The sequence below is a fragment of the Rhodococcus ruber NBRC 15591 genome, assembly GCF_001894945.1.
GTDB classification, from domain to species: domain Bacteria; phylum Actinomycetota; class Actinomycetes; order Mycobacteriales; family Mycobacteriaceae; genus Rhodococcus; species Rhodococcus ruber.
The window spans coordinates 1-17,812 of record NZ_BCXE01000014.1 but is presented as its reverse complement, the minus strand read 5'-3'; the positions used below and the strand labels follow the sequence as shown (position 1 = coordinate 17,812).

Sequence of the window (17,812 nt, the reverse complement as noted above, 5' to 3'; positions counted from 1 at the left end):
GCAGCGCCGCCTTCTGGTCCCCAGCGTCCCAACCTTGCAGTCGTTCGACGGAGCCGCGGTGGGGACGAAAAAGGGGCCTGACCTGTATGAACAGGTCAGGCCCCAGAAAGTCGGGCTGACAGGATTTGAACCTGCGACCACTTGACCCCCAGTCAAGTGCGCTACCAAGCTGCGCCACAGCCCGTCCGCGCTCTCGTCGAGCGCTCGTTGAGATTACAACAGGGACGGACCGATTCACCAATCGCCTGGTCACGGCACTTGCGGACGCTACTTGCTCCGGCGGTCCCGCTTCTCGCGCACGCGCACCGAGATCCGCACCGGGCTGCCCTCGAAGCCGAACTCCTCGCGCAGCCGCCGTTCGAGGAAGCGGCGGTAGCCGGCTTCGAGGAAGCCGGTGGTGAACAGCACGAAGGTCGGCGGTCGGGTGCCGGCCTGGGTGGCGAACAATACCCGGGGCAGGCGGCCGCCGCGCATGGGCGGCGGAGTAGCGGCGATGACCTCCTTGAGCCAGGTGTTGAGACGGCCGGTGGAGATGCGCTTGTCCCAGGACTCGAGGGCGGTCTCCATGGCCGGCACGAGCTTCTGCACGGCGCGGCCGGTCTTCGCGGAGATGTTCACGCGCGCCGCCCACGGCACGCGCAGCAGGTCGCGTTCGATTTCCCGGCTCAGCTCGTAACGTCGGTCCTCGTCCACGAGGTCCCACTTGTTGAATGCGATGACGAGGGCGCGGCCGGCGTCGGCGACCATCGAGATCACCCGCTGATCCTGCTCGGTGATGGGTTCGGAGGCGTCGATCAGCAACACCGCGACCTCGGCGGCCTCGATGGCGCCGCGGGTGCGCAACGAGGCGTAGAACTCGGCGCCGGAGGCGGTGTTGACGCGTTTGCGCAGACCGGCGGTGTCCACGAACCGCCAGGTCTTGCCGCCGAGTTCGACGAGGGAGTCCACCGGGTCGACCGTCGTGCCTGCGACGTTGTGGACCACGGATCGTTCGTCGCCGGCCAGCTTGTTGAGCAGGCTGGACTTGCCGACGTTCGGTTTGCCGACCAGAGCGACGCGACGTGGCCCCTGTCCCCCGGTGCCTTCACGCGGGGTGCGCGGCAGCACCGCGAGTAGTTCGTCGAGCAGGTCGCCGGTGCCGCGACCGTGGGTGGCCGAGACCGAGTACGGCTGCCCCAGGCCCAGCGACCACAGTGCCGCCGCCTCCGACTCGACGCGGTCGTCGTCGACCTTGTTCGCGACGAGCAGCACCGGCGTCTTGGACCGGCGCAGCACCTTGGCCACGGCCTCGTCGACGGCGGTGGCCCCGACGGTGGCGTCGACGACGATCAGGATCGCGTCGGCCGTGCGCATCGCGATCTCTGCCTGTCGCGCGACGGATTGTTGCAGGCCCTTGGCGTCGGGTTCCCATCCCCCGGTGTCCTGCACCATGAATCGGCGGCCGTTCCAGGTGGCCTCGTACGAGACGCGGTCGCGGGTCACGCCCGGCACGTCCTCGACGACCGCTTCGCGGCGGCCGATGATGCGGTTGACCAGGGTGGACTTGCCGACGTTGGGGCGTCCGACCACGGCGACCGTCGGCACGGGCACGAACTCTTCGAGTTCGGCGGCCCCGGCGAGCTCGAGGTCCCAGTCCGATTCCTCCGACCAGGTACCGTCGCCGGTGAATTCCGTCACGTCCTCGCTCACAGGGTCGCTCCCGTCTGTTCGGCGACCACGGCGGCGAGCGCGGCGATCACTTCGTCGATGTCCATCTCGCTCGTGTCGACGACGATCGCGTCGTCCGCCGCGCGCAGCGGGGACACCGCGCGGGTGGAGTCGAGGTGGTCGCGGCGCTGCACCGCGGCGAGCACCGCCTCGTAGTTGTCGCCGCGGCCTTCGGCGATGTTCTGCTGGTTGCGCCGCTGTGCCCGCGCCTCGGCGGAGGCGGTGAGGTAGATCTTCACATCCGCGTCGGGAAAGACGACGGTGCCGATGTCGCGGCCCTCGACGACGATGTGCCCCGCGTCGCGGCCGAGACGCTGCTGCGCTACGACGAGGGTCCGGCGGACGGCGGGGACGGCGGACACGGCCGAGACCGCGCCGGTGACCTCCGCGCCGCGGATGATCTCGCGGACGTCCTCCCCGGCGAGCCGGATGTCCTCGGCCTCCGGGTCGGTCCCGATCGACCAGGGCAGGGACGCGGTGGCGGCGGCGATGGCGGCCGGATCGGACAGGTCCGCCCCGGCACGCAGCACGTGCAGGGTCGCGACGCGGTACATGGCGCCGGTGTCCAGGTAGGCCGCGCCGAGGAGCTGGGCGAGTCGCTTGGAGACGGTGGACTTGCCGGTGCCCGAGGGACCGTCCATGGCGACGACGAGCGAGCTCACAGGCCCACCGCCTGGTAGAGGCTGCCGACTTCCTTGCGGCCGAGCACCCGCAGGGTGCCGGGTCGCTGGTCGCCGAGCGCGACGGGGCCGATGTCGGTGCGCACGAGGCGGATCACGGGGTGGCCGACGGCGTCGAGCAACCGGCGCACGATGTGCTTGCGGCCTTCGTGCAGTTCGAGGCGGACCAGGGATTGGCCCTCGTTGACCTGGAGGAGCGCGAAGGAGTCGACCTTGGCGGGGCCGTCGTCGAGTTCGACGCCGGCGCGCAGCTGCTTGCCGATGCCGCGCGGAAGGACGCCCTTGACCGTGGCGAGGTAGGTCTTGGTCACCTCGTAGGAGGGGTGCATGAGCCGGTGGGCGAGTTCACCGTCGTTGGTGAGCAGCAGCAGTCCTTCGGTGTCGGCGTCGAGCCGGCCGACGTGGAAGAGGCGCTGGCCGGCGGCGACGCGTTCGGAGACGATGTCGCCGACGCAGGGGCGGCCGAGGTCGTCGGACATGGTGGACTGCCAGCCGCGGGGCTTGTTGAGCACGAGGTGGACGAGGTCCTTGTCGACGACGACGCGGATGCCGTCGACGCGGATCACGGCGTTCTCGGGGTCCACGCGCAGGCCCTGCTCGGTGACGATGGCGCCGTCGACCTCGACGCGGCCGGCGGCGATGAGTTCTTCGGCGGCCCGGCGGGACGCGACTCCGGCCTGGGCGAGGACCTTCTGCAGGCGCACGCCTTCGCCGGCGGGCAGTTGCGGGCGTTCGGCAGCGTGCTGGTGCCGGGCGGGTCTGGCGTTGCTGATCTTGGGCAGGGCCGCGGGGCGCTGGGCCTGGGGCTTGGGGGCGGCGGGACGGCCGCGCTTGTTGAGCGGGGTGTCGCCCTTGCGGTGTGCCTTCTTCGGTGTGGCCGCGCCGGCGGCGGGCTTCGATGTGGCCGCGCGGGCGGCGGGTTCGCCCCGGCGTTCGCGGGGTGGGTTCCCTGCGCGGGAGTTGGTCTTTCTGCGGTCCGGTGTGCCATCACGGCGAGCGGGCTTGTGCACTTTTTTCCTGTCTCAATCGGGATCGAACGGCGCGGGCGAGGGGACCTCGGTGCGCGGGTTCCTTCCCATTCTCGCAAATCGTGGGTCGGCCTCGAGACTTTCGCTGATGTCGTCGATCACATCGACGTCCGGGAGCAGTGGCGCGAGCGGCGGCAGATCGTGCAGGGAGGCCAGTCCGAGGCGTTCGAGGAACAGTTCGGTGGTGACGTAGCGGGTGCCGCCGGTCTCGGGGTCGGTGCCGTCCTCGGCGATCAGGTCGCGGGCGAGGAGGGTGCGCATGACGCCGTCGACGTTGACGCCGCGCACCGCGCTGACGCGGGCGCGGGTGACGGGCTGGCGGTAGGCGACGACGGCGAGGGTCTCGAGGGCGGCGCGGGTGAGTTTGGTGCGGGCGCCGCCCTGCAGGAGTCGTTCGACGTAGGGGGCGTAGTCGCGGCGGGTGTAGAAGCGCCAGCCGTCGCCGGCGTAGCGCAGGTCGATGCCGGAGCCGCGCGCGTCGAGGTCGGCGGCCATGCGGTGCAGGGTGGTCTTGACGCGGGTGGCGGTGACGCCGATCGCGTCGGCGAGCTGGGCGTTGGGTGCGGGGGTGTCGACGACGAGCAGCAGTGCTTCGAGGGCGGCGGCGAGTTCGTCGTCGCTCATCTCGAGCAGTTCCGCGTCGAGTCCGTGCGCATCGGGGTCCGGTGTGGCGCTGCTCACCCGTAGTCCTCCTCGAATGTGGTGACGGTGTCGTCGTTCTCACCGGTCCAGGCCACGTGCAGCGGTCCGAGCGGTTCGGGTTGGTCGAAGGTGACGGCTCGTTCGCGGTAGAGCTCGAGCAGTGCGAGGAACCGGGCGACGACCTGGAGGCCGTTGTCGCATTCGGCGACGAGGTGACCGAAGGTGGCCCAGGTGCCGGCGCCGAGGGCGCGCAGCAGTGTGAGCAGGCGGGCGGCCTGTTCCGGGACGGAGACGCGGGGGGTGTGGAGGTGGTCGAGGCCGACGCGCGGGGGCGGTTTGGGCCGGAAGGCGGCGGCGGCGATCTCGGCGAACCGGGTCGCGTCGACGCCGAGGACGACCTCGGGCAGCAGGTTTTCGTACTGCGGTTCGAGTGCGACCGTGCGGGGGTAGCGGCGCAGGGCGGCGGCTTCGAACTCGGCGAACCGGTCGGCGATCTGTTTGAAGGCGCGGTACTGAAGCAGGCGGGCGAAGAGCAGGTCGCGGGCCTCGAGCAGGGCGAGGTCCTCGGGGTCGTCGACGTCGCCCGAGGGCAGGAGGCGAGCGGCCTTGAGGTCGAGCAGGGTGGCGGCGACGACGAGGAATTCGGTGGTCTGGTCGAGCCCCATCCGGGGGCCGAGGGCGCGGGTGTAGGCGATGAATTCGTCGGTGACCTCGTGCAGGGCGACTTCGGTGACGTCGAGGCGGTGCTGGGAGATCAGGGTGAGCAGCAGGTCGAAGGGGCCTTCGAAGTTGCGCAGTCGTACTTGGAATCCCGCGGGGGTCGCGGCGGGCTGGGCCGGATCCGGTGGGGTCGGGCCTGGGTTGTCCACGGTCACGGGTTATCGGCCGGAGCGGTGGATCACTTCGCGGGCCAGGGCCCGGTAGGACTCGGCGCCGGCGGATTTCGGCGCCCAGGTGGTGATGGGTTCGCCGGCGACGCTGGTTTCGGGGAACCGGACGGTGCGGGCGATGACGCTGTCGTAGACGAGGTCGCCGAAGACCTCGACGACGCGGGACATCACCTCGCGGGCGTGCAGGGTGCGGGAGTCGAACATGGTCACGAGGATCCCGGCGAGGCTGAGCTTGGGGTTGAGCCGGTCGCGCACCTTGTCGACGGTGTCGTTGAGCAGGGCCAGTCCGCGCAGGCTGAAGTACTCGCATTCCATCGGGATGATGACCGCGTCGGCGCAGGCGAGGGCGTTGACGGTGAGCAGGCCGAGGGACGGCTGGCAGTCGACGAGGATGTAGTCGTAGCGGTCGAGGACGGGGTACAGGGCTCGGCCGAGGGCTTGTTCGCGGCCGACCTCGGAGACGAGCTGGATTTCGGCGGCGGACAGGTCGATGTTGCTCGGCAGCAGGTCCAGTCCTTCGACCCGGGTGTGCAGTAGGACGTCGTCGACGGAGATTCCGCGTTCGACGAGCAGGTTGTGCACGGTCAGGTCGAGGTCGTGGTGGGCGACGCCGAGTCCGGCGGACAGGGCGCCCTGGGGGTCGAGGTCGACGAGCAGGACGCGACGGCCGTATTCGGCGAGGGAGGCGCCGAGGTTGATGGTGGAGGTGGTCTTGCCGACCCCGCCCTTCTGGTTGCACATCGCGATGATCTTCGCGGGTCCGTGACCGGGCAGCGGCTGCGGTTCCGGGACGTACCGGCGGGGTCGTCCGGTGGGGCCGAGTTCGGCTTCGGGTTCCGCGGTGTGGGTGGGGTCCGGGTCGGTGTGGGCCGCGTCGACGTCGGGGCGGCCGTGGAGCAGGGCGTGCTGCGAGGCCGGCGCTGTGTTCGCGGCGGGCGCTGTGTCCGCCGCGGGCGCTGTGTCCGCTGCGGGCGGTTGTGGTGTCGCCACTGTCCCCTGCTCCCCCTGTCCTGCTCGCTCGGCTGTCGGGTCAACGCTACCGCTTCGGATGGTGCGATGGCGCCGTGGACACGCCCTGCCGCCGTGGTGGCTACCGGGCGCGGGGGTGGGCCCCGGCCCATACTTCGCGCAGCGCACCGGCTGTGACCTGCGTGTAGATCTGGGTGGTGGTCACCGAGGCGTGGCCGAGGAGTTCCTGCACCACCCGCACGTCGGCGCCGCCGTCGAGGAGGTGGGTGGCGAAGGAGTGGCGCAGGGTGTGCGGGGAGACGGCGGCGGTGATTCCGGCCCGGCCGGCGGCGGTCTGCAGTACCTGCCAGGCGCTCTGCCGGGACAGTCGGCCCCCTCGGGCGTTGAGGAACAGGGCCGGGGTGTGTCCGGTGGCCAGGGCGGGACGGCCGCGGACCAGATAGGCGTCGACGGCGGCCAGGGCGGGGCGGCCGACCGGTACGACGCGTTGCTTGCCGCCCTTGCCGCGCAGCAGCACCGACCGGTGGGTGGTGTCGAGGTCGTCGACGTCGAGGCCGACGGCCTCGGAGATGCGCGCGCCGGTGGAGTACAGCAGTTCGAGCAGCGCCCGGTCGCGCAGGTCCCGGGGTCCGTCGGCACCGGTGCCTGCGGCGTCGAGGATGGCCGATACGTCGGCGACCGGCAGGGCCTTCGGCAGGCGCCGGCCCGCGGCGGGGGGTTTGACGGCGCGGGCGACGTCGACGGGGGTGCGGCCTTCGGTGGTGGCGAAGCGGTGCAGGCCGCGCACGGCGACGAGGGCTCGGGCGGCGGAGCTCGCGGCGAGGGCGGGCCTGCCGCGTTCGGGGTCGCCGCGGCGCAGCGCGGTGACGAAGTCGCCGACGTGTTCCTCGCGCACCTCGGCGAGGTCGGCGATGCCGAGGTCGGTGAGGTGTTCGAGGTATCGGGTGAGGTCGCGGCGGTAGGAGGCGAGGGTGTTGGGGGCGGCCCCGCGTTCGACGGTGAGGTGGTCGAGGTAGGCGTCGAGCTGTCGGGCCAGCACGGCGTCAGTTCCCGAGGCTCTTGGTGCGCAGCAGGGCGCGGGGCCGGTCGGGCCACTCGGCGTCGGCGGGACGCAGGGCCCCGTCGCGGCGGGTGGCGGCGAGAGCGAGGATTCCGGCGACCGCGGTGGCGTTGACGATCTGTCCGCCGAGCACCATGGCGACGGCCTCGTCGACGGGGACCCGGCAGATCTCGAGGTCCGCCTCCTCGTGTTCGGGGTCGGGCCGGTCGGCGGTGGACAGGTCCCGGGCCGCGTATACGCGCACGGCCTCGTCGGTGAACCCCGGGGACAGGGCGAGGTCGACGAGCAGGTCCCAGCGGGCGGCGGCCAGGCCGGTCTCTTCGGTGAGTTCCCGGCGGGCCGCGTCGAGCGGGTCCTCGCCGGGCGCGTCGAGCAGCCCGGCGGGCAGCTCCCAGAGGCGGTGGCCGAGCGGGTGGCGGTACTGGTGGATGAGGATCAGCCGATCCTGTGCGTCGACCGCGGCGATCGCGACGGCGCCGTGGTGTTCGACCACCTCCCGCTCGGCCTCGTGCCCGTCGGGCATGGCGACCCGGTCCACGCGCAGCGACACGATGGCGCCGGTGTGGATCCGGCGTGTGGACAGTGTCCGGAACTCGTGTCGCTGCGTCACGGTCGGCTACTTGCCGCCGGCGGTGGCGTTCTCGGACACGGTGGCGTCCTCGGACACGGTCGGCGCCGCGGCGCCGCCGTCGACCAGGGCGTGGTCGGCGTCGTCGCCGTGCACGTCCACCGGCAGCCGCTCGGCGGCCTTGTACCGCAGCGCGGCCGCGACGAATGCGGAGAACAGCGGGTGCGGCCGGGTGGGGCGGCTCTTGAGCTCGGGATGCGCCTGGGTGGCCACGAAGAACGGGTGCACGTCGGCGGGGTATTCGACGAACTCGACGAGATGCCCGTCCGGGGAGGTGCCCGAGAAGGTCAGGCCCGACTTGGCGATCCGGTCGCGGTAGGCGTTGTTGACCTCGTAGCGGTGGCGATGCCGCTCGGAGACCCGTTCGCTGCCGTAGGCACGCGCGACGACCGAGCCCTTGGTGAGCACGGCCGGGTAGGAGCCGAGCCGCATCGTGCCGCCCAGGTCGGCTTCTCCCGCGACGGCCTGCTCCTGATCGGCCATCGTGGAGATCACCGGGTGGGTGGTGTCGGGGTCGAATTCGGCGGAGTTCGCGTCGGCGATGCCGACCGAGCGGGCCGCTTCGATGACCACGCACTGCAGGCCCAGGCACAGGCCGAGCAGCGGGATCTTGCGGGTGCGGGCGTAGCGGATCGCGCCGAGTTTGCCTTCGATGCCGCGGATGCCGAAGCCGCCGGGGATCAGGACCGCGTCCACGTCGCCGAGCGCGGCCTGGGCGCCGGCCTCGGTTTCGCAGTCGTCGGAGGGCACCCAGCGGATGTCGACCTTGGCGCGGTGTGCGAACCCACCGGCCCGCAACGCCTCGGTGACCGACAGGTAGGCGTCGGGCAGGTCGACGTACTTGCCGACGAGGGCGACCCGCACGGTCTCGCGGGGCTGGTGCACCCGGTCGAGCAGATCACCCCACACGGTCCAGTCCACGTCGCGGAACGGCAGGCCGAGCTGGCGGACGACGTAGGCGTCCAGGCCTTCGCGGTGCAGGACCTTGGGGATGTCGTAGATCGACGGGGCGTCGGGGCAGGAGATGCAGCCGTCGACGTCCACGTCGCACATCAGCGCGATCTTCGCCTTGAGGGCGGCGGGGACCTCCCGATCGCAGCGCAGCACCAGCGCGTCGGGCTGGATGCCGATGTTGCGCAGCGCCGCCACCGAGTGCTGGGTGGGCTTGGTCTTCAGCTCGCCCGACGGGGCCAGGTAGGGCACGAGGGAGACGTGCAGGAAGAAGACGTTGCCGCGACCGACGTCGTGGCGGACCTGGCGAGCCGCTTCGAGGAAGGGCTGGGACTCGATGTCGCCGACGGTTCCCCCGATCTCGGTGATGACCACGTCGGGAACGTTGCCGTCCTTGTCGGGGCCGGCCATCGCCATGATCCGGTTCTTGATCTCGTCGGTGATGTGCGGGATCACCTGGACGGTGTCGCCGAGGTACTCGCCGCGCCGCTCCTTGGCGATGACCGTGGAGTAGATCTGGCCGGTGGTGACGTTGGCGGCGGCGTTGAGATCGCGGTCGAGGAAGCGTTCGTAGTGGCCCACGTCCAGGTCGGTTTCGGCGCCGTCCTCGGTGACGAAGACCTCGCCGTGCTGGAAGGGGTTCATAGTGCCGGGATCGACATTCAGGTAGGGGTCGAGCTTCTGCATGGTCACGCGCATTCCGCGCGCGGTGAGAAGAGCGCCCAGGCTCGATGCCGTCAGCCCCTTGCCCAACGAGGAGGCGACACCCCCGCTGACGAAGATGTGCTTGGTGGCGGTACGCGAGTGGCGTGACTGTGGCAAAGAAGCTCCCGTGACGTCTGGTGCAGGACTTCGGACTGATGACGGAACAACTGGGGCCTGCACGACCCACGGAACTTCACGGTAACACCTGCCGCGGGTCCCGCGTACACGACTCGCCCGGATCGGACGGGGATCACACCGTCCGCCGCGGCGCGCCCCGTCAGCGGGCGGCGGTTCCGACGGTGACGGCGCCGGCGTTGGGCCCGGTTCCGTACCGGCCCGACACCCCGGCGAGCTGTTCCTGCAGCGCCAGCACCGTGGTGATACGGCCGGATTCGCGGTCGACGGTGTCGACCGTGGACAGACCGGCCGACAGCGCCGCGTCGGCCCGCACCACGGCAACGGCCCCGTTGCCGACGGCGGCGCCGGGCCGTCCGGCCAGGACCGTGCCGGCGCCCCGGGAGTCGAACGCGGCGGCGAAGCGGGCCAGCAGCGCGCCGCGGTTACCGCCGGCCTCGGCCCCGGCCTCCCCGTCGCCGGTGACGACGATCGCGGCCTGCGCGGGCTCGACGGTCCCGTCGTCGTATGCGACGAATCCGCCGCCGCGCAGCGTGGACAGGGCGAGGTCGCGTTCCTGGGGGGTGCTGCGCGGTTGCGCGTTCGCCGGATCGACGAGCAGCACGGCGCCGAGCAGGTCGCCGGCCAGGCTGCCCTGGTCCACGGCGCCGGTCTGCAACTGCACCCCGGCGGGCACGACGTTGGTGACGGTGGTGCGCAACTGGTCGGCGCCCGCGGCGTCGACGAAGGACTCGGTCAGCGAGATCCGGCCGGTCACGGCGGCGCCCGCGGCCTCGACGGTGCGGATCACCGCGTCCAGGTCCGCCGGGTCGGTGTCGGGGGTGGCGATCATGAGCACCGTGCGACCGGCGAGCGTGTCGCGCACGATGCGTCCGGACACGGCGGCGTCGAAGCCGTCCGCCGCGTTGAGCTGCTCGGTGAGCGCGTTGGTGCGGTCCTCGGCGTCCTGCAGCCGGCGCTGCAACTCGGACCGGTCGTCGCGCAGGCCGGCGACGACGCTGTCCGACAACAGCCCGGAGCCGAGGGCGATGCCCACGGCCAGGGCGAGGAAGACTGCTGCGATCGAGATTGCGTGGTGACGCAACGAGATCACGCGGTCAGCCCCTGCACCCACACCACGAGGCTGTCCCAGCTCTGCACGGCCCAGTCCACGACGTCGCCGCCGAGGTTGGACACGATCAGGGCGACGATCACGGCGATCAGCGCGGCGAACACCAGCAGGGCGATCACCCCGCCGGAGACGCGGCTGCGGTAGAGGGTGGCGACGGCCTTGGCGTCGACCAGTTTCGGGCCCACCTTCAGCCGGGTCATGAACGCCGACGGGTTGCTGTCACGGCGGCCCTGGTCGAAGAACTCGTCGAGCGAGACGGTGCTGCCGACGGTGACGACGAGGGCGGCGCCGTGGTGGTCGGCGAGCAGCAGCGCCAGGTCGGCGGGGGCGCCGGTGGCGGGGAATGTCATCGCGCCGATGCCCAGGTCCTGGATCCGTTCGAGACCGGGCGCGTGACCGTCGTGATCGGCCGGCAGCACCACCTCGGCGCCGGACTTGAGGGTTTCGGTGCCGATCTCGTCCGGGTCGCCGACGATCAGATCCGGCCGGTACCCGGCGCGGACGAGCGTGTCGGCGCCGGTGCCGACACCGACGAGGATCGGCGAGTACTCCTTGATGAACGGTTTGAGATTCTTCAGGTCCTGCTCGTGGTCCGGTCCGTCCGCGACCACCACCACGTGCCGGTCGCGCAGGTCCACGTCGACGTCGGGCACTCCGACCCCGTCGATGAGCAGCGGGCTCTCCGAACGGATGAACTCGATGGTGTTGCCCGAGAACGCCTCGAGGTGGTCGACCAGACCGGTTTTCGCCTCGATCATGCGGTCGGAGATCTCGGTCTCGGTCTGCTCCTCGCCCTGGATCAGCAGCCGCTCCCCGGAATAGACCCCGCCCTCGTGCAGGCGAACCTTGGCGCCGTCCTTGATCTTCTTGAACACCTCGGGACCGGTGTTGTCGATCAGGGCGATGCCGTTGGCCACGAGCACCTCGGGGCCGAGGTTCGGGTAGCGGCCGGTGATCGACGTCGAGGCGTTGACCACGGCGGTCACTCCCGCCTCGACGAGCGCGTCGGCAGTGACGCGGTCCATGTCGACGGCGTCGAGAACGACGATGTCGCCGGGACCGACCCGACGCAGGAGCTTGGTCTGGTTCTTGTCGACCCGGGCAATGCCGCTCACTCCGGGCAACGTTTCGTTATTGCGTGACAGCAGCGCCGGCATCTTCATGGCATCGATGATGAACCCGGGCCGCGGTCGGGCAACGGAGGCGCGCCGGGGCGGGATCAGCCCCGGCGTTCGGCGTGCGCGGTGGCGAGCAGTTCCTCGGCGTGGGCCCGGCCCGTCTCGGTGTCGCCGAGACCGGCGAGCATGCGGGCGAGTTCGGCGACTCGTTCGGTCTCGGTGAGGGTGCGCACCCCGCTGCTGACGACGCCGCCCGCGTCGTCGACCTTGTCGACGACGAGATGGGTGTCGGCGAATGCAGCGACCTGCGGTAGATGGGTGACCACGATGACCTGATGCGTGCGGGACAACCGGGCCAGGCGCCGGCCGATCTCGACCGCCGCGCGACCGCCGACCCCCGCATCGACCTCGTCGAACACCATCGTGGCGCCGCGCTCGGATCCGGCCAGCACCACCTCGAGCGCGAGCATCACGCGGGAGAGCTCGCCGCCGGAGGCGCTGCGGGCGATCGGCAGGGACCGGGCGCCGCTGTGCGCGGCGAGCCGGAACTCGACGTCGTCGACACCCGACGTGCCGGCGTGCAGCAACCGCCCGCCGACCTTGAGAGGTGCGCTGTCCTGCGGTCCCGCCTCCCGGTCCCGCACCTGCACGTCCAGACTCGCCCGTCCCATCGCCAGGCCGGAGAGCTCCTTGCTCACCGCCTTGGCGAGCTTGTCGGCAGCCTTCCTGCGGGCGGCGGTGAGGGCGGTGGCGGCTTCGGCGGTCGCGGCCGCCTCACGGTCGGCGCGTGCGGCGAGCTCGGCGACCGCATCGGCGGACACGTCGATCCGCGACAACCGATCACGGGCGTCGCGGGCCCACGCGAGCACGCCGTCGATGTCCGCGGCGTACTTGCGGGTGAGCGATTTCAGCTCGGCCTGACGGCCGAGCAACGTCTCGAGGACACCCGGATCGGACGGCAGGTCCGACAGGTACCCGGACAGCTCGCCCGCGACGTCGGTGACCACGGCGATGGCCTCGTCGAGCCGCGGCCCGAGCTCGCGCAGGGCGGGGTCCTCGGCCGCCTCGAGGCGCGCCCGGGACTCCCCGAGCAGATCCAGCGCCGCCGCGCCGCCCACGTCGTCGCCGTCGCCGCCGGCGAGCGCGGCCTGTGCGCCCTGGGCGGAGTCGCGCAGCGAATCGAGGTCGCCGAGCCGGCGCACCTCGGCCACGATCCGGGTGTCCTCCCCCGGCTGCGGGTCGACCGCGTCGATCTCGTCGAGCGCGAACCGCAGGCGGTCCGCCTCCTGCGCGAGTTCGCGGGACTTCTCGGTGCGTTCGAGTAGTTCGTCCCGCGCGGCCAGCCAGCGCCGGCGGTGTTCCTGGTACGTCGACAGCAGCGACGTGATCGTCTTGCCGGCGAACCGGTCGAGCGCGGCGCGCTGCTGGTCGGGTCGCAGCAGCCGCAGCTGATCGTTCTGGCCGTGCACGGTCAGCAGCGGATCGGTGAACTCCGAGAGCACCCCCACCGGGACACTGCGACCGCCGAGGTGGGCGCGGGAGCGGCCGTCGCTGCCGACGGTGCGGACCGCGATGATGCTGCCGTCCTCGTCACGCTGGGCGCCGGTCGTCTCGAGCAGTCGCGCCACCTCCCGCTCGACGTGGCTGGGCACGGCGCCCGCCGCGCCCGAGCCGCCGTCGGCGTCGATGCAGAACCGACCCTCCACGACGGCGCGGGCGGCGCCGACACGGACGCGGGTAGGGTCGGCGCGGACCCCCGACAGTAGATGCAGGCTGGTCACGACCATGGTCTTGCCGGCTCCGGTTTCGCCGGTCAGGACGGTCAGACCGCCGTGGAACTGGGCGCCCGCCTCGGAGATGACCCCCAGATTGTCGATCCGGATCTCGGCAAGCACCTCACAGTCTCCTTCCCCGCCAGCCCTTCACCGGAAGATCGAACTTGCGCACCATTCGGTCGGCGAACGGCGCCGAGTCCAGGCGCACCCACCGCACGGGATGCTTGCCGCGGACCACCTCGAGCCGCCCACCCGCGGGCAGGTCGAGGGTGCGGCGGCCGTCGCAGAACACCAGCCCGTCGTGGCTGCCGGCGAGGGTCTCCACGGCGATCAGCGATTCCGGGCTGGTCACCATGGGCCGGGCGAACAGAGCGTGGGCGTTGCTGGGAATCACCAGCAACGCTTCGAGTTCCGGCCAGACGATCGGGCCGCCGGCGGAGAACGCGTAGGCGGTCGAGCCGGTCGGGGTGGCGATCAGCACTCCGTCGCATCCGAACGCCGACACCGGCCGACCGTCGACCTCGAGCACCACCTCGAGCACGCCCAGGCGGGACTTGTTCTCGAGGCTGGCCTCGTTGAGCGCCCATCCCCGGTCGACGATCGCGTCGTCGACCCGGATCGCGACGTCCAGCGTCATCCGCTCCTCGACCCGGTACTCGCGGCGCACCACCTGTGCCAGCGCCTCCTCGAGATGCTCGGTCTCGGCCTCGGCGAGGAAACCGATGCGTCCCAGGTTGATTCCGAGCACGGGCACCGTCGCGCACTGGGCCAGTTCGGCGGCGCGCAGGAAACTGCCGTCGCCGCCGAGCACGATCACCATCTCGCAACCCCGGGCGGCGTCCGGTCCGGGTTCGACGATGCGGACCCGGCCCTCGGGTCCGGCCAGGGGACCCAGACCGGTGCTGGCGACCTCGTCGTCGAGCACCCGCAGCCCGATGCCGGCCTCGCCGAAGATCTTCGCCGTGCGCTGCGCCGTCGCGGCGATCTCGACCCGTCCCGAGTGGGACACGAGCAGGACCTCGCGGGTCGCGCGCTCCGGGCCGGGCGCTGCACTATCTGTGGTCACTGGGGTCCTTCCTGCACGGCTCGTTCGACCAGCTCGACCACGTCCGCGTCCGGCTCGGCCGGGCCCGGTTCCCCGGCGCGCAGCCACAGGAAGTATTCGACATTGCCGGACGGACCGGGCAGCGGACTGGCCACCGCCCCGAGGGTACGCAGCCCGAGAGTCTGGGCTTCGCGCGCGACGTCGAGGACCGCCTCGGTCCGCAATGCCGCATCCCGGACGACACCGCCACTGCCGACCCGCTCCTTCCCGACCTCGAACTGCGGTTTGACCATGGGTAGCAGATCTGCGCCCGCGGTCACGCACCGCACGAACGCCGGAAGCACCAGCTTCAGCGAGATGAAGGACAAATCCGCCACCACCAGCTCGACCGGCCCCCCGATCGCGTCCGCATCGATGTTACGCACGTTTGTTCGATCGATCACGCGGACCCGGTCGTCGGACTGCAGCCGCCACACCAGCTGGCCGTAGCCCACGTCGACGGCGACGACTTCCCGTGCGCCCTCGTGCAACAGCACGTCCGTGAAGCCCCCGGTGGAGGCCCCGGCGTCGAGACACCGCCGGCCGGCGACCCGAAGTCCCCGGTCGGTGAACGCCTCGAGGGCGCCGAGCAGCTTGTGAGCACCTCGTGACGCCCACTCCACCTCGTCGGCGACCTCGGTGACCAACAGGGGCGCCCCCGGATCGACTTGCGTCGCAGGCTTCGTCGCGACCGTGCCGTGGACGAGGACCCGTCCCGCAGCGATCAGCTCGCCGGCGTGCTCGCGGGACCGGGCGAGGCCCCGACGGACCAGCTCCGCGTCGACTCGCGCTCGCCGGGCCACGTCAGATCTTGTCCACGGTAGCGAGCGCCTGGACGAGCAGGTCGTGTGCCTGTTCGAGCAGCTGCGCCTGCCGCGGGATGATCTCGGACGGATCGGCCGCACCGACAGCGGTGTCGCGGGCACGCGTGAGCAGCCCCTCGACATCGGTGTGGATCGACCGAGGATCCATACCCGGATGGGAGCCTGGAAGGTGATCGCCTGGGCGTGGTATCGACGTGCTCATCATCGACCACGCTAGTGCATGCCGGTGACGAACCGGCACACCACGCAGAACGGTCTCAGCGGGGCATTCCCCACCGCGCCAGCAGGTCGTCCGTCGCCACGACCCGACCGAAGCCGGGATGGGACCAGGCGACGTCGAGCACGGCACGAAGAGCAGCCATCGGGTCCGCGGCCGGTTGCGGGGCCAGATGCACGTCCCGACCGTCGAACGACACCGCGTGGGGCTCGCGCGTGCCCGGCCGCAGCTCGGCGGCCTCGCCGTCGAGACTCGCGAGCGAGTCCGCAACATAGGTGGGACGTTGCTCCGCCGGGGCCCGGAGCAGGTCCGCGACAGTGCTCACCCCGGTCAGCACCAGTAGCGAATCGACACCGACGGCATTCGCGCCGGCGATGTCGGTGTCGAGCCGGTCGCCGACCACGAGCGGACGCGAGGCACCGCTGCGCACGACGGCGTCCTCGATCAGTGGCGCGGCCGGTTTGCCGGCCACCAGCGGCTCACGTCCCGTCGCCGACCGCAGGGCCGCGACCATGGAACCGTTCCCGAGCACCAGACCTCGCTCGGTGGGCAGCGTCGAGTCGATGTTCGTCGCCACCCACAGCGCGCCGGAGCGCAGTGCGAGCGTCGCCTCGGCGAGAATGACCCATCCGGTTTCCGGGGAATGCCCCTGCACGACCGCCACCGGGTCGGCGTCGGCGGAGCGTACCGGCACCAGCCCGACCCCGGCGACCTCGTCGACGAGGGCTTCGGTGCCGACCACCAGCACCGGCGCGCCGGCCGGAACCCGCTCCGCCAGCAGCCGGGCCGCGGACTGGGAGCTGGTGACCACGTTCGACTCGTCGGCCGCGAAACCGAGTTCGCGCAGGTGTTTGGCGACCTCACCGGGGCGGCGGCTCGCGTTGTTGGTGACGTAGAACAACCGCTCAGCCCCCTCGGACAGGGCCTCGCGGGCGCCCGGCACCGCTTCGGCGCCGCGGTAGACGGTGCCGTCCAGGTCGAGCAGAAGGACGTCGTAGTGGGTCCGCAACGATGCGCGCGTACCGGTCACAGATCCTCTCCGGTGAGCTCGGCGACGCGTTCCTCGGCGTCGGTGTCCCCCTCCAGATCGGCGGCGGCGGCGTTGAGGAACCACTTCAATCCGTCCTCGGTACGTCCCGCTGCCACGAGCGCGTCCGCATACGCGTAGAACAGGCGCGCGGCGGACGGTCCGGTGCGCGAGGCGTCCAGTTCCGGCGTCTGCAGGGTGACCACCGCCTGGTCGAACTGCCCCAGGTCCATCCGGGCACCCGCGACGACGATGCGCAGTTCGGTGGCCTCGTCTCCGGTCAGCGCCCGAGCCTCGTCGCTACGGCCCAGCTCGATCGCCCGTTCCGGTCGGCCGAGTCCGCGCTCGCAGTCCGCCATGACCGCCAGCAATCCGGGTCCACCGGCCATCCGGCGAGCGGCCCGCAACTCGGACAGGGCCTCCGCCCATTCGCCGGCGTGGTAGGCGGTGATGCCCGCTGCCTCCCGGACCACGGCGATGCGGCCGGCGCGCTGCCGCGCAGCACGCGCATGAGCCAGGGCGACACGGGGGTCGTCGTCGATGAGGCGGCCGGCCATGACCAGGTGCCGAGCCACCGCGTTGGCGTTCGACTTGTCGAGGCTCAACAGATCCCGGCGGATGGTCGGATCGAGCTCCGACGCCTCGACGTCTTCGGGAAGATCCGGCTCGTCCGGTCGAGATTCGCGACGTCCAGCGGGAACGCCTTCCCGACCCCGGCCCGGGCCGAAGCCGCCTTCGCCGCCGCGGCGGCGCGGGGCGTTGCCGTCCCGCTGTTCGGGTCCGTGGCCGGCCCGGGACGTGCCGGTGCGCCGATCATCCCGGGTCCGATCGTCACGCCGGTCACCGGTGCGCCGATCGTCCCGGCGGTCGTCGTTCGTGCTTCGATGCGGACGCTCGCCGCGCCGTTCACCGTAGGGCCGGTCTCGCCGGTCTCCCGACGGGCGGTCGCTGCGGGGTCGCTCGGACCGGGTGCCCTCCCGGGAGTCGTCCCCGGCGCCCTTGGGTGCCTCACTTCGGCGTTCCCCGCGGAACGTGCGGTCCTCGCCGCGGCGATCCGGTCGGCCGGCGAATCCTTGCCGGCGGTCCTCGCTGCGGGCCTGACCCCGATCACCGCCTTGGCGACGTTCGCCGCTGTCTCCGCGTCCCGACCTGGGAGTGGACCCTCCACCCCGGAAGGATCGACGCTCACCATTGTTGTCGGACACAGAAAAATCCTTTCACGAAAAACGACGAGAGGGGACCCACCAGGTGGGTCCCCTCT

Annotated in this window: 17 protein-coding genes and 1 tRNA gene; all 18 read right to left on the bottom strand. The window is 71.5% G+C overall.

All coding sequences use genetic code 11. The features are described from left to right. Positions 1 to 110 precede the first annotated feature (110 nt). The 18 genes from RR3_RS09525 to RR3_RS09440 all read right to left on the bottom strand — a co-directional run bounded on the left by RR3_RS09525 (position 111) and on the right by RR3_RS09440 (position 17,756). Positions 111 to 184: transfer RNA gene (locus RR3_RS09525), tRNA-Pro, on the bottom strand. A gap of 83 nt (positions 185 to 267) precedes the next feature. Continuing rightward, a complete protein-coding gene (der, locus tag RR3_RS09520) occupies positions 268 to 1,689 on the bottom strand; it encodes a ribosome biogenesis GTPase Der (protein ID WP_017682154.1) in 1,422 nt (473 codons plus the stop codon). Continuing rightward, positions 1,686 to 2,348 carry a (d)CMP kinase gene (gene cmk, locus RR3_RS09515; protein ID WP_043805938.1) on the bottom strand — a complete coding sequence of 221 codons (663 nt, stop codon included), beginning with the start codon at positions 2,346 to 2,348 and terminating at the stop codon, positions 1,686 to 1,688. The genes der and cmk overlap by 4 nt, the downstream gene beginning before the upstream one ends. A 17-nt stretch (positions 2,349 to 2,365) precedes the next feature. Continuing rightward, positions 2,366 to 3,397 carry a pseudouridine synthase gene (locus tag RR3_RS09510; RefSeq protein WP_174557564.1) on the bottom strand — a complete coding sequence of 344 codons (1,032 nt, stop codon included), beginning with the start codon at positions 3,395 to 3,397 and terminating at the stop codon, positions 2,366 to 2,368. A 12-nt stretch (positions 3,398 to 3,409) separates the two neighbouring features. After that, positions 3,410 to 4,096, bottom strand: coding sequence for an SMC-Scp complex subunit ScpB (scpB, locus tag RR3_RS09505; RefSeq protein WP_017682152.1), 687 nt, complete (start codon positions 4,094 to 4,096; stop codon positions 3,410 to 3,412). Further along, positions 4,093 to 4,932, bottom strand: a complete 840-nt coding sequence (locus RR3_RS09500; RefSeq protein ID WP_010596541.1) for a segregation and condensation protein A — start codon at positions 4,930 to 4,932, stop codon at positions 4,093 to 4,095. The genes scpB and RR3_RS09500 overlap by 4 nt, the downstream gene beginning before the upstream one ends. Before the next feature lie 3 nt (positions 4,933 to 4,935). Next, positions 4,936 to 5,937, bottom strand: a complete 1,002-nt coding sequence (locus RR3_RS09495) for a ParA family protein (protein ID WP_010596542.1) — start codon at positions 5,935 to 5,937, stop codon at positions 4,936 to 4,938. Between the two features lie 100 nt (positions 5,938 to 6,037). Further along, the gene (gene xerD, locus RR3_RS09490; protein WP_010596543.1) at positions 6,038 to 6,955 is read right to left on the bottom strand and encodes a site-specific tyrosine recombinase XerD; all 918 of its coding nucleotides are present in this window, start codon (positions 6,953 to 6,955) and stop codon (positions 6,038 to 6,040) included. Positions 6,956 to 6,959: 4 nt separating this feature from the next. Continuing rightward, positions 6,960 to 7,586, bottom strand: coding sequence for an NUDIX domain-containing protein (locus RR3_RS09485; protein WP_010596544.1), 627 nt, complete (start codon positions 7,584 to 7,586; stop codon positions 6,960 to 6,962). Positions 7,587 to 7,592: 6 nt separating this feature from the next. After that, on the bottom strand, positions 7,593 to 9,377 hold the full coding sequence (gene pyrG, locus RR3_RS09480) for a CTP synthase (RefSeq protein ID WP_026138095.1): 1,785 nt from the start codon (positions 9,375 to 9,377) through the stop codon (positions 7,593 to 7,595). 160 nt (positions 9,378 to 9,537) lie between these two features. Further along, positions 9,538 to 10,488 carry a copper transporter gene (locus RR3_RS09475; RefSeq protein ID WP_010596546.1) on the bottom strand — a complete coding sequence of 317 codons (951 nt, stop codon included), beginning with the start codon at positions 10,486 to 10,488 and terminating at the stop codon, positions 9,538 to 9,540. After that, positions 10,485 to 11,669: a putative cytokinetic ring protein SteA gene (gene steA, locus RR3_RS09470; RefSeq protein WP_010596547.1), complete on the bottom strand. Its 1,185-nt coding sequence runs from the start codon at positions 11,667 to 11,669 to the stop codon at positions 10,485 to 10,487. Before steA ends, RR3_RS09475 begins: the two co-directional genes overlap by 4 nt. Before the next feature lie 56 nt (positions 11,670 to 11,725). After that, the gene (recN, locus tag RR3_RS09465; RefSeq protein ID WP_064066768.1) at positions 11,726 to 13,519 is read right to left on the bottom strand and encodes a DNA repair protein RecN; all 1,794 of its coding nucleotides are present in this window, start codon (positions 13,517 to 13,519) and stop codon (positions 11,726 to 11,728) included. Position 13,520: 1 nt separating this feature from the next. After that, complete coding sequence (locus RR3_RS09460; protein WP_010596549.1) at positions 13,521 to 14,465, bottom strand: NAD kinase; 945 nt, start codon at positions 14,463 to 14,465, stop codon at positions 13,521 to 13,523. Further along, a complete protein-coding gene (locus RR3_RS09455) occupies positions 14,462 to 15,286 on the bottom strand; it encodes a TlyA family RNA methyltransferase (protein WP_017682148.1) in 825 nt (274 codons plus the stop codon). Before RR3_RS09455 ends, RR3_RS09460 begins: the two co-directional genes overlap by 4 nt. A 1-nt stretch (position 15,287) precedes the next feature. After that, positions 15,288 to 15,455 (bottom strand): hypothetical protein, encoded by a 168-nt coding sequence (locus RR3_RS24895; protein WP_010596551.1) that lies wholly within the window; start codon positions 15,453 to 15,455, stop codon positions 15,288 to 15,290. Between the two features lie 109 nt (positions 15,456 to 15,564). Beyond that, positions 15,565 to 16,554, bottom strand: a complete 990-nt coding sequence (locus RR3_RS09445; RefSeq protein ID WP_017682147.1) for an HAD-IIA family hydrolase — start codon at positions 16,552 to 16,554, stop codon at positions 15,565 to 15,567. Next, positions 16,551 to 17,756 carry a tetratricopeptide repeat protein gene (locus RR3_RS09440; protein WP_072786395.1) on the bottom strand — a complete coding sequence of 402 codons (1,206 nt, stop codon included), beginning with the start codon at positions 17,754 to 17,756 and terminating at the stop codon, positions 16,551 to 16,553. The genes RR3_RS09445 and RR3_RS09440 overlap by 4 nt, the downstream gene beginning before the upstream one ends. Positions 17,757 to 17,812 lie beyond the last annotated feature (56 nt).

Bases quoted from the DNA above. Each gene is read 5' to 3' on its own strand.
- cmk (WP_043805938.1), bottom strand. From the start codon at position 2,348: ATGGACGGTCCCTCGGGCACCGGCAAGTCCACCGTCTCCAAGCGACTC.
- steA (WP_010596547.1), bottom strand. From the start codon at position 11,669: ATGAAGATGCCGGCGCTGCTGTCACGCAATAACGAAACGTTGCCCGGA.
- RR3_RS24895 (WP_010596551.1), bottom strand. From the start codon at position 15,455: ATGGATCCTCGGTCGATCCACACCGATGTCGAGGGGCTGCTCACGCGT.